Source organism: Streptomyces sp. NPDC002701 (assembly GCF_042889045.1).
Lineage (GTDB): Bacteria > Actinomycetota > Actinomycetes > Streptomycetales > Streptomycetaceae > Streptomyces.
On the sequence record NZ_JBIAQL010000029.1, the window covers coordinates 49,745 to 60,990 of the forward strand.

At 68.7% G+C, this 11,246-nt stretch carries 9 protein-coding genes; 6 read left to right on the forward strand and 3 right to left on the reverse strand.

The genetic code is table 11. From position 1 onward, the window contains the following. Window positions 1-46 precede the first annotated feature (46 nt). From ACFYXC_RS37635 to ACFYXC_RS37650, 4 genes are read left to right on the forward strand one after another with little or no spacing between them, the layout of a single operon-like run. Window positions 47-1,153, forward strand: coding sequence for a thiamine pyrophosphate-dependent dehydrogenase E1 component subunit alpha (locus ACFYXC_RS37635; protein WP_389557157.1), 1,107 nt, complete (start codon window positions 47-49; stop codon window positions 1,151-1,153). A gap of 23 nt (window positions 1,154-1,176) precedes the next feature. Further along, window positions 1,177-2,148 carry an alpha-ketoacid dehydrogenase subunit beta gene (locus tag ACFYXC_RS37640; RefSeq protein ID WP_389557173.1) on the forward strand — a complete coding sequence of 324 codons (972 nt, stop codon included), beginning with the start codon at window positions 1,177-1,179 and terminating at the stop codon, window positions 2,146-2,148. A 3-nt stretch (window positions 2,149-2,151) separates the two neighbouring features. Then, the gene (locus ACFYXC_RS37645; protein ID WP_389557159.1) at window positions 2,152-3,450 is read left to right on the forward strand and encodes a dihydrolipoamide acetyltransferase family protein; all 1,299 of its coding nucleotides are present in this window, start codon (window positions 2,152-2,154) and stop codon (window positions 3,448-3,450) included. A 53-nt stretch (window positions 3,451-3,503) separates the two neighbouring features. Continuing rightward, window positions 3,504-4,745 carry a PLP-dependent aminotransferase family protein gene (locus ACFYXC_RS37650; RefSeq protein WP_389557161.1) on the forward strand — a complete coding sequence of 414 codons (1,242 nt, stop codon included), beginning with the start codon at window positions 3,504-3,506 and terminating at the stop codon, window positions 4,743-4,745. Window positions 4,746-4,848: 103 nt separating this feature from the next. Here the strand turns inward: ACFYXC_RS37650 and ACFYXC_RS37655 are convergent, their stop codons facing one another. Further along, the gene (locus ACFYXC_RS37655) at window positions 4,849-5,505 is read right to left on the reverse strand and encodes a DNA-binding response regulator (protein ID WP_388924238.1); all 657 of its coding nucleotides are present in this window, start codon (window positions 5,503-5,505) and stop codon (window positions 4,849-4,851) included. A gap of 20 nt (window positions 5,506-5,525) precedes the next feature. Then, a complete protein-coding gene (locus ACFYXC_RS37660; RefSeq protein WP_389557174.1) occupies window positions 5,526-7,871 on the reverse strand; it encodes a sensor histidine kinase in 2,346 nt (781 codons plus the stop codon). An 879-nt stretch (window positions 7,872-8,750) separates the two neighbouring features. Here ACFYXC_RS37660 and ACFYXC_RS37665 point away from each other — a divergent pair. Both ACFYXC_RS37665 and ACFYXC_RS37670 read left to right on the forward strand, forming a co-directional pair. Then, on the forward strand, window positions 8,751-9,701 hold the full coding sequence (locus ACFYXC_RS37665; RefSeq protein WP_389557163.1) for a PQQ-binding-like beta-propeller repeat protein: 951 nt from the start codon (window positions 8,751-8,753) through the stop codon (window positions 9,699-9,701). Between the two features lie 600 nt (window positions 9,702-10,301). Then, window positions 10,302-10,775, forward strand: a complete 474-nt coding sequence (locus ACFYXC_RS37670; protein ID WP_389557165.1) for a DUF4333 domain-containing protein — start codon at window positions 10,302-10,304, stop codon at window positions 10,773-10,775. A gap of 114 nt (window positions 10,776-10,889) precedes the next feature. On the opposite strand, the gene ACFYXC_RS37675 is transcribed toward ACFYXC_RS37670, so the two are convergent. Next, on the reverse strand, window positions 10,890-11,246 hold a 357-nt coding region (locus ACFYXC_RS37675; protein WP_389557167.1), incomplete at its 5' end, for a transposase.

Below are 11,246 nucleotides of genomic sequence, written 5' to 3' on the forward strand. Positions count from 1 at the left end.
CGCCTCCCGATCCGTTTCCGAACCTGCACCTACCCGAAGGGTCGTCATGACCGTTTCTCTTTCTGACGGCCACGTCCTCACCGCCGTCACGCCGCCGCCCGGTACGGAGCCCGTCCGTGTCCTGGGCACACCCCTGGCCGACGAGGTGAGTTCCGACACGGCCCACGCGCTGTACCGGCAGATGGTGCTTGCCCGGCGCTTCAACGAACAGGCGACCACCCTGACCCGGCAGGGCCGCCTGGCCGTGTACCCGTCTTCGACCGGCCAGGAGGCATGCCAGGTAGCCGCCACCGCGGCCCTCGCTCCGGCCGACTGGCTCTTCCCCACCTACCGGGATGCCGCGGCCGTGGTCTCCCGGGGCGTCGACCCCGTCGAGGTGCTGGCCCTCTTCCGCGGCGACTGGCACCACGGCTTCGACAGCCGCCGCCACCGGGTGGCGCCGCTGTGCACCCCCCTCGCCACCCATTGCCCGCACGCCGTTGGCCTGGCGCACGCGGCCACCCTGGCCGGCGACGACACCGCGGCCCTGGTCCTGCTCGGCGACGGAGGCACCAGCGAGGGCGACTTCCATGAGGCGGTCAACTTCGCCGCGGTCCTGCGGGCCCCGGTCGTCTTTCTGATCCAGAACAACGGCTACGCCATCTCCGTACCGCTCCACAAGCAGTGCGTCGCGCCTTCTCTCGCCGCCAAGGGCATCGGGTACGGCGTGCCGGGTGTGCAGGTCGACGGCAACGACGCGCCGGCCGTGTACCAGGAGGTCGGCTCCGCCCTGGACCGCGCCCGGGCGGGCGACGGCCCGACCGTGATCGAGGCGCTCACTTACCGCCTGGACCCGCACACCAATGCCGACGACGACGGCCGCTACCGCTCCCGAGAGGAAGTGGCCCACTGGCGGCAGCGCGACCCGCTGCTGCTGATGGAACGTCATCTCACCGAGTCCGGGCTGATGCGGCCCGCCGACCGGCAGGCGGCGTCCGCCGTCGCCGAGCGGATGGCCGACCGGCTTCGGGAGGCGTCGGCCCAAGACCCCGACATCGATCCGCTGGAACTGTTCACCCACGTCTACGCCCGTCCCACGCCCCAACTGGCCGAGCAGCGCGTGCTGCTCGGCGACGAGCTGACGTCCGCCGCCCGGACCGGAGGCGAGCTGTGACGGCCACGACCGGGACGGCGACCATGGTCACCGCCCTCAACTCCGCGTTGCGGGACGCCATGCTCGAGGACCCGTCCGTCCATGTGCTGGGCGAGGACGTGGGCGCCCTGGGCGGAGTGTTCCGGGTCACCGACGGCCTGACGGAGGAGTTCGGGGAACAGCGGTGCCGGGACACCCCGCTGGCCGAGTCCGGCATTTTGGGCATGGCAGTGGGCATGGCGATGTACGGCCTGCGCCCCGTCGTCGAGATGCAGTTCGACGCCTTCGCCTATCCCGCGTTCGAGCAGTTGGTGAGTCATGTGGCCAAGATGCGCAACCGCACTCGCGGCACACTGCCCCTCCCGATCACCATCCGGGTGCCCTACGGAGGGCGCATCGGCGCTGTCGAGCATCATTCCGACTCGTCCGAGGCGTACTACGCCCACACTCCCGGCTTGCATGTCGTCGCCCCCGCCACCGTGGCCGACGCCTACGGACTGCTGCGGGAGGCCATTGCCTCCGACGACCCGGTCGTCTTCCTCGAACCCAAGCACGGGTACTGGTCGCGGGACACCTGGTACCCCGATGCTCCCGAGACGACCCCGCCGATCGGCACGGCGGTGGAGCGCCGCACCGGCCATGACGCGGTCCTGTTGACCTACGGCCCGGCTCTCGGCGTCTGCCTGGAGGCCGCCGGGGCGGCGGAAGTGCTGGGGCTGGACGTCGGCGTGCTGGACATCCGCTCCCTGGTGCCGTTCGACGACGTGACCGTCTGCGCGGCAGTACGGCGCACCGGCCGTGCGGTGGTGGTCCACGACGCCGGCGGTTTCGGCGGCATGGGCGCGGAGATCGCGGCTCGGGTCACTGAGCGCTGCTTCCATCACCTGGAGGCACCGGTGCTGCGCGTCACCGGCTTGGACGTGCCCTGCCCACCGCCACTGCTCGAACGTCATCACCTGCCCACACCCGACCGCGTCCTGGCGGCACTGCGGCGGCTTCAGTTCTTGGAGGACTGACGGATGACCACGTTTGAGTTCACCCTGCCGGACCTCGGAGAGGGCCTGACCGAGGCGGAGATCGTCGCATGGCTGGTGCGGGAGGGCGACCAGGTCACGGTCGACCAGCCTGTCGTCGAAGTGGAGACGGCCAAGACCCGGGTGGAGATCCCCAGCCCCCGGGCCGGCAGGGTGGCGGCTCTGCCGGCACTCGCGGGCACGGTGCTGCCGGTCGGGGCCCCGCTGATCCTGCTGGACCTCGGGGAGAACGCGGTGCCGGGCCGGCCTTCGAGCGCGGGGAGCGCTGACGAAGCTGAGGAACAGGACACGGCTGGGGGCAGGCAGCACGCCGAGGCGCCGGCTGCGGCCCTGATCGGTTATGGGCCGACCGGCCCGCCCACCGTCCCCGTAAAACCTGGCGCGTCCACTGTGCAGGACAGGCCGTGTGCGGTCGTCTCACCCGTCGTCCGGCGGCTGGCCCGGGAACACGGGCTGGACCTGCGTACGCTCCCGGGTACCGGCCCCGGTGGACTCATCACCCGCAATGATGTGCGGCAGGCGATCGAAGGAACCGCCGCCGACGACCAGGGCCGCACCGATCAGACGACGCGCGACGTCCGGGACCCACGGGAGGACCGCGTACACCGCGTGCCCCTGCGGGGCGGACAGCTCGCGGCAGCCCGGAAGTTCGAGCTCAGCCACCGGGAACTTCCGTGCACTACGTGCTGGCTGACCGTTGACGCGACCGAACTGGTCCGGGCGGCCGCCACGCTGGGGCCGGGTATCGGTGTCACGGCCCTGCTGACCCACAGCTGCCTCACAGCCCTCGCGGAGCATCCCGAGCTCAATGCGCGGGTGGACAGGGCCAGGGACGAGATCGTCCGGTCGCGGGCCGTGTACCTCTCCCTCGCCGTGCAGTCACCGCTCGGCTTGAGGACGCCGGTGGTACCGGAGGCGGACCGACTCTCCCTCCGGCGCTTGGCCGACGAACTGGACCGGCTCATCGGGCTGGCCCGGGAAGGACGGCTGAGCCCAGTCGACATGGGCGGCGGCACCTTCACCCTCAACAACTACGGAGTCCTGGGCGTGGATGGCGCCACTCCGTTGCTCAACTATCCGGAGGGAGCGATGCTCGGCGTCGGCCGACTGGCCGACCGGCCATGGGTGGTGGACGGCGAGCTCTGTGTGCGCACCACCGTCCAGCTCTCCCTCACCTTCGACCACCGGCTGTGCGACGGCGAGCGCGGTGCATCCTTCCTGCGGCGCGTTGCGGACTTCGTCAAGCAGCCGCTGTGCCTCCTGGAAGCGAGGACCACGTGCTGACCAAGACCGTCGCGTTGGACCAGCGTGACCTCCATCCCCTGTTGAGTACGTCCGTGAGCACGTCGATGACGCTGCTCAGTGAGGTGGCACAGCGTTACCCGGACGCCATATCCTTCGCGTCCGGCCGTCCATACGCGGGGTTCTTCGACCTGGACGCCATCCACCGTTACATGGAGACCTTCCGGCGCCACCTGCTCTGTCGGCTCGGCGGCGACGAGGCGGCGGTACGGTCGGTGATCCTGCAGTACGGCCGGACCAAGGGCATCATCCACGACCTGATCGCCGAGCACCTGCGGATCGACGAGGGCATTGAGGCCGACCCGGAGTCGATCGTGGTGACAGTGGGCTGCCAGGAGGCGTTGCAGCTCACCCTGACCGCCCTGCGCGCCGGCCCGGAAGACGTGGTGCTGGCTGTGGCGCCCACCTATGTCGGTGTCCATGGGGCCGCGCAGCTCGCCGACATGGACCTCCTGACCGTCCGGGACTCCCCGGAGGGCATCGACCTGGACGACCTGAGAGCTGTGACGACCCGGGCGAAGGCGCGCGGATTGCGTCCCCGCGCTCTTTACCTGGTCCCGGACTTCGCCAACCCCAGCGGAGTGAGCATGAGCCGGACCACTCGGGAGCGGGTCCTGCGGATTGCCGAGGAACAGGACCTCCTCATCCTGGAGGACAATCCCTACGGTTTCTTCGGCTCGGGAGAGCCCGGCCCTCCCACCCTGAAGGCGATGGACCGGTTCGAACAGGTCGTGCTGCTCGGCTCGTTCGCCAAGACCGGCATCCCCGGCGCCCGGGTCGGCTACGCCGTCGCCGGCCAACCGGTGCGGGTTCCGGGCGGACCACCCCGGTTGCTCGCTGACGGACTGGCCGCCCTGAAGTCGATGGTGACGGTCAATACTTCCCCCATCGCCCAGGCCGTCATTGGCGGCAAGTTGCTGGAACACGGTTACAGCCTGCGCGCAGCGAACGCGCGGGAGATCTGCGTCTACCAGAGGAACCTCCAACTCATGCGCGATGGTCTGGCCGCGCACTTCCAAGGCGCACCCGAGGTGTCATGGAACTCCCCTGCGGGCGGTTTCTTCCTCTTGCTGGACGTGCCGTTCGACGCTGACGACGACATGCTCGACATCAGCGCGTCCCAGTACGGGGTGCTGTGGACCCCGCTCCACCACTTTTACGCGGACAGCCTTCCACGCCGCCGGCTGAGGCTGTCCTTCAGCCACCTCGAACCGGCCGAAATGGCGGAAGGGCTGGATCGTCTCGCGGCCTTCGTCCGGGCTGGGTCTGCCCCATGAACAACGCGCTCGCGGAGCCGCCCCGCGGCCTTCACTCCCTCCAAGTCGGCGACGAAGCGCAGCAGGGCTGGAACCTTTGACGCGTCCGTTGCCCTGCCCGCGGTCAGAGGTCGTTCACGTCGACCAGCCCGTCCTGGATGGCGCGGGCCACCAGGCTTGCCTTGGTCCGCGCGGGGCGGCCGACGTTCGCGTATTTGATGCGCACCCGGTCCAGATACGAGTTGACCGTCCGTACGGAGATGTCGAGTCGCTGCGCGACCAACTCCTTCGACTCCGACTGGAACCACTCGATGAGCACGTTCTCCTCGCGCAGGGAGAGCTGGGGGCGGTCGGCGCGGGTGTTCGTGCCCAGCGCGCCGGCCAGCGCGGGCGCCATGTAGGGCCGCTCGTCCGCTGCCGCCAGCGTCGCCTCGACCAAGTGGTCCCGGCCCTCGCTCTTGGTCAGATAGGTCGCGGCTCCCAGGTCCAGGCAGTTGAGCGCTGTCTTCTCGTCGTCCCGCATCGAGTAGACGACCACCTGCCGCCCGGCGTCGACGAGTTTTCGAAGGCTGCCGAAGGCGGGGCCGCCCTCGCCCAGTTGCAGATCCAGGACGACGACATCGGCCGTGCTCCCCGGCTCGGTCCACGCTTCCCCTACGGAGTCGCCGGCCGCGACCACGGTGATGGGTCGCCGTGATGCGGCGTACCACGCCTCCACGCCGGAGAGGATGGCGGGATGGTCGTCGACGACGACCACGCTGACCGATGCGTTGTCTTTCATGCTCGCGCCCATGTTTATGCTCATGCCAGGTCAACTCCGGAAGTCGCCGGTCTTCTCCAGCCGGCCTCCACCCACACACTTCCGCCGCGCGCCGTTCGCGCCAGAGTCACCTTCGCGTCCGTGGCACGGCCGTGTGCCTGAGCGGTCTCTTCCGTGCCTCCTGTGCCATGGCCGTCGGCGTAGTCCTCGCTGACCACGCTCACGCGCACCGCGCGGGGTGTCCACACGACAGTTACCCGCGCGGTCGAGCGGGTACGGCCCAGGGTCACCGCCACCGGGTCGACCAACTTCCTGCGTACTTCCACGGGCACCTCACCCGGCCGGCCTCGTACGGCCAGGCTCACCGTCACCCCGTGGTGCTCGGCCACCTCGACGCACGCCCGCAACTCGTTCAGCAGCGGGTCCAAGACGGCATCGCTCTCCGCGAACAGGCGGCGCATACGGGCGGCTTCTACGCCGCACCGCAGCCTGACCTCCTCGTCGTGCGGGCTCAGCACACCATGGCCGAGGCCCACGAGCAGCGGCACGGTCGTCGCCGTCAGCGCGCGGTAGCGCTCCTTGTGATCACGCTGCATGTCCTCGTGGATGCGTTCCCGGGTACGCAATTCTTCCTCCCGTGCGGCCTCGGCTCCCGCGGCCGGCGCCGTACCGTGGAGCAGGCGCGTCATCAGTACACCGACGGAGAGCTGGAAGCCGCAGCTGGCTATCGTGGAGATCCCCATGGTGGCCCACCCGGCGACAGTTGGCGTCCCGGACAGGAACACAGAGGTCGCGTTGAGCCCCACATGCGCCCCGAGGAACGCCGCGTACACCCTGACCCGCAGGTCTGCCAGCAGGAACAGCGCATGCCAGCCGACCACTCCGAACGCCCAGTCCGGCGCACCTGTCGACTGCTCCGGCGGGAGCGTGAACGCGCAGACCGCCGAAACGGCCAGCACCGAGCCCAGGCTCCACCCGCGCACCCTCGGCGGAATCTGCCTGCCACGCAGCAGATAGGCGCCCCCGATCACCGCGACGGCGGCGAGGCAGACGAAGGCGGCTGTCTGTGCCCACGCGGGGCGGTACACGTCCTGGTGAACCACGAGTCGGCGCAGCGAGATGGTGAACTGCCACACCAGGCTGATCAGCAGCACGGCCAATTGGGTCCCGTAAAGGAGCCGTCCGCGGATGAAGCGGATGTCGGACGTGTGCTGTACCTGGGCGCGGGGCGGGCGCGGTACGCCGGTCGTCTGCGCTCCGTCCCCTGCCTGTGACGCCAGGGCCCGGCCGTCCCAGCGCCATTGCACGCAGGTCCCGGTGCCCGGCTGCGAGGTGACCGTGGCGGAGCCCCCGACCGCGTGCATCCTGCCGATGACGGAACCGGCGATGCCCCGGCGCCGCGCGGGGACGGACTCCGGATCGAAACCACGTCCCGCGTCGGACAGTTCGACGACGACGCCGTCCCCCTCTGTCCATGCCCTGAGCTCCGCTTCCCGTACCCCGGCATGGCGTGCCACGTTGGTGACGGCCTCCCGGACCCCGTTGAATATCGCGAGCCCGGGGCCGGACGGAATCGTGAGCGGGCCATCGATGTACGTCTTGAGCTGCACCCTGGCCTGTCCCTCACTCTCGGGCACACAGCCGAGAAGCGCCGCGAGGTCGACGCTCCCCGTCTCGAATCCGGGCACGGCTGACATGGCCTCCAGATCCTGTCTGGCACGTGGAGGCAGCCACGTCCAGTCCCGGCCGTCGCCCTGGGAGACCATCAGCAGCGTCGCGCTCGCCGTGTCGTGCAGGGTCGCCAGGTACTCGCGCTCGGTCGCCCTGCGTGCGGCGGCGACTTCCGCCTCCCGGCGCGCCGCCGCCCTTACCGCGGCCGACTGGTCAGCGGCCCTGGCCAACGCCCGAACGATGAGATAGGCGGCCCTCGACAGGACCACCTGGATCAGCATGCGCACCAGGGGTACCACGTCGGGGCTGTTCCCGGGTGAGGCGAGGACGTCACCCAGCACGGAGATGGCGGCCCCCAACGCGGCCAGGGCAGCCCCGGCCACCAGGCGCGTCGCCCACTCGTACTGGAAGGCGACGACGCTGATGCCGACCATCGCTTCCACCATCACATTCGCGGCCTCGCCGCCGAGCACCGGCTGAGACAGCCCCGTCAACACCACCACGGCCGCGTCCGACGTCCACAGCAGGGCCAACGGGAACAGGCGTGGGCGGCGCAGCGAGTAAAGGCGCACGCCACAGGCGAGGAAAGCGGGCACCAGCAGAGACAACGCCAGGGGCATGTCCGCCCCGGCCGCCGAGACTATGCCCAGCGCACCACACAGGCAGACCACAATGGACCGGAGCCACACCCCGAACCGCTCGAGGGCCAGATTCAACAGGCGCTCGCTGGACCTGGGCCCGTCTATCAACTCAGCGGCTCTATCCCGCCCTTGGTACCCCCCATGCCGCATAGAGACCAGGATAGTCAACTCGGAGTGTGCAATCACGAGGACACCGTCAAGGTCCACGGTCACCTGTCCGTCCGCGTCCGGCGCCGCTTGCCCGGCCAGCCTCCACACGCGCTCGCGTACTTCTGCGCGGACGGTGCGCAGCGCAGTCAGCTCGATCTCCTCCAGCCACGACAGCATCGCCGCCATCTCCGGGATCCGGCCACCCGACACCACGACGATCGAGCAACCAATCCGCGGTCAGCGACCACGCAGGGGGAAGTTACGTGGCTCTGGCAAAGATTTTCATAGGCGGGGATCATCTTGGCGCCGTGGTCGGCCGGCTCGCATAACGGGTAGCCTTCGAGCGTGCTCTGTTGAAGTTCCTTACCTGTTGCCGCACTTGGCGAGCGTGTCGGTCTTCTCGGTCGATGCCTTCGGACCTGTGGAGGTTGTCCGTGCGCGTACGCGGTCGCTTGTTCCCGCGCCGTGTACGGGCTGCGGGACGCCGAGCGGGTGGTGTCACAGCCGATACGTCAGACGGCTCGGCGATACGTCACTGGGGGACCGCGCCGTGTTGATTGACCTGAGCGTGCGCCGTCTGTACTGCGAGAACGCCGCTTGCGCAAAGGTGACGTTTTGCCGAGCAGATACCGGGTCTGACCGGGCGTTACCAACGGTGCACGCAAGGGCGGTGACACCAACAAGGGCGGTGGCACCTTCAGCACCCCGCTCCCGGGCACCGCGCCCAAGCCGCTGTGGCAGCAGAAGACAGCCAACGACGACCTGGCCGGGATCCACGCGCTCGCGGTCATCGGGGACACGGTCGTGGTGTCGGGTGACCCGCTGGTGGGGCGTGACGCCGTCAGCGGCAAGGAGAAGTGGGCACGGCCTGGCGTCACCATTCCCGGCGCCAAGTTGATCACCGGTGGCGGGACACTCTATGTCGCTAGCGCCGAGTACGACGGCGACGTGGTGAGCCTCGATCCGGCCACGGGCAAGGAGACCTGGCGCAGCCGCCTGGGCAAGGGGTACGAGCAGCCGTGCCCCGTTGCGGCCGACGACCGACACGTCTACGTCCTCGCCGGGATCCTGGAGGAGGACCTCTCGTCGCCGACCAACGTGATCGCCGCGATCGACGCCACCTCTGGCAAGATCGCCTGGCGTGAACAGCGCGACAAGGGGGCCGAGGAGTTCGGCATCACCGCCGCGGTCGTCGGCGGGCGCCTCGCGTACACCGACTTCCGGAAGAACGTGACCGTTCGCGACACGACGACGGGCCGGCAGCTCTGGATGAAGAAGATCGGGAGGTCCAACTACTACCGCTTCGCCCTGCACGAGAACCTGTTGATCGTGCCGGACGGGCAGCGACTGCGGGCGTTCGCGCTGGCCGCGGGTACGGAATGCTGGTCGCTGGCGAATGAGAAGTTCACCTGGTTCAACGATCCGCAGGTCGTGGACGGGGTGCTCTACGCCTCCGACAGCGCGTACGGCATGTGGGCGGTGAATCCCGGAACGGGCAAGCAGATCTGGCACAACAAGGACCTGGTGGGCTCGGCTGCGGAGGCGTGGCAGTTCGCCAAAGTGGGCGGCGCATTGTACGGCGCGACCGAGCACGACAAGAACGGCGGCGTGCACGCCTTCGACGCAGCGACCGGAAAGCTGCGCTGGACGTACAACGACAACACCGGTGAGAACCAGAAGTGGTACGTGATCGCGACGGGCAAGCGGCTGGCCGCGATGCACGCCAAACGGCTGTACGCGCTGCCGGCCGTCTGAGCCGACGGAGGTGGGCGGGTAGCGCGGTGGCGGGAGCCTGACCACGCCCGGCGTCGGCCGCAGGACAGGGCAGGGCGTCATAGGCCGGGCCGCGGGAGACGAGGTGTGGTGCGCGGCAGGCGTTCCTTGTGGGGCAAACGACCGGCACACTCAGCGACCGGGCCGGGCTACTGTGCCCTTCGTGCAGGGCTGACACCGGCCGTGACGGGCGCGCATCAGATTCGAGGCGAGCGATCCTGCCGCCTCCCTCTCAGGAAAATTTAGGAGATCTAGTGGAGAAGGACGTGGAGGGAACATGCGCCGTCCGCTGCCGCAGCGCCCGCATCTGAGAGCCAGACCTTTCTGTTGAACAACAAGATCAGACCGTCGATTCGGAGAGCCCTGCTGTCCTTGAAGTGCAGCTGACTGCGATTCCGCGTTCGGTGTCTTGCTGATCCCATCGCACCCGCGGCAGCAGTCTCTCTCTCTGCTGCTCTGAATGTTTGCGTGGGGCTGTCAGGGGCCGCTCGGCGGAGCAGAAGCTGCTGATCATTTAACAGTCTCAAACTGCCTATACGCAGAATCGGTGGAGCCGATCTGCACTCAAAAATGAGGGACAGAATGCAGCATACGGGGCGTAACAAGAGGATTACGGCCGCGACGGCGATGGGCGCACTGGCGGTGCTTCTCGCCACCGGATGCTCCTTCAGCATTGGCGACGCAGAGAAGAAGAAGGAGGCGGCGGCCAGCGAGGACGCAGCCGTTGTTGAGGAGGACCCGGCCGAGGAGAAGCCGACGGCCGAGGAGAAGCCGGTCGGCGACGACCCCGCAGAGCCCGAGAATACGGGCGTCAACGAGGGCGGGGCCGTCCACAAGGCCCGAGTTGCGCTGACGATCTCCGACAAGCTCGCTGCGGACACCGGCAAGCGTCCCGACAGGGTCACTTGTCCTGAGCACCTCCCTGCCCGGGTCAGCGCCACGATCCGCTGCCAGCTCATTGCCGGCAGCGACACCCTCGGTGTCACTGTCACTGCCACCGGGGTCAACGGCAAACAGGTCAATTACAACTTCAAGATTGACGACAGCGTCGAGTAAATGAGTCGTGTGCGTCGTGAAGGATTGCAGGTCAAGGGGCTGGTGTGCGCGGGTTTCAGCGGACCAGCCGCACGACGAAGGCTCGCACCGACCCGAGGTGGGCGACCATGCTGGTTACTGATCTACTCGGGGTGTTGTCGGAGGGCGGGTCAGTTGTAGTCCGGTGCCGGTGAGGCAGCCATCGATCAGGTGTGGGCGGCGTTGGATGTATCGCAGGCCGCGGCGAAGGGTGCGTTCGAGGTGGTCGTCGTCGGCGAAGGCGATGTTGGCCAGCGGGCCGCGCCGGAGCAGTGACCACACGCCTTCCACCGGGTTCAGATCCGGGGCGTAGGAGGGCAGCTGAACAATGGTGAGCCACTCGTGCCGGTCCGCGTATTGACGCATCCCCGCGGCTCGGTGGGTGTTGAGATTGTCCCAGATGAGGACGATGGGGGCCTTGAGCTGGATGTGGGCGCGCACGATCAGGTCGCG

Coding starts and splice junctions, on each gene's coding strand:
- ACFYXC_RS37645 (WP_389557159.1), top strand. CDS start 2,152: ATGACCACGTTTGAGTTCACCCTGCCGGACCTCGGAGAGGGCCTGACC.
- ACFYXC_RS37670 (WP_389557165.1), top strand. CDS start 10,302: ATGCAGCATACGGGGCGTAACAAGAGGATTACGGCCGCGACGGCGATG.
- ACFYXC_RS37640 (WP_389557173.1), top strand. CDS start 1,177: ATGGTCACCGCCCTCAACTCCGCGTTGCGGGACGCCATGCTCGAGGAC.
- ACFYXC_RS37655 (WP_388924238.1), bottom strand. CDS start 5,505: ATGAAAGACAACGCATCGGTCAGCGTGGTCGTCGTCGACGACCATCCC.
- ACFYXC_RS37635 (WP_389557157.1), top strand. CDS start 47: ATGACCGTTTCTCTTTCTGACGGCCACGTCCTCACCGCCGTCACGCCG.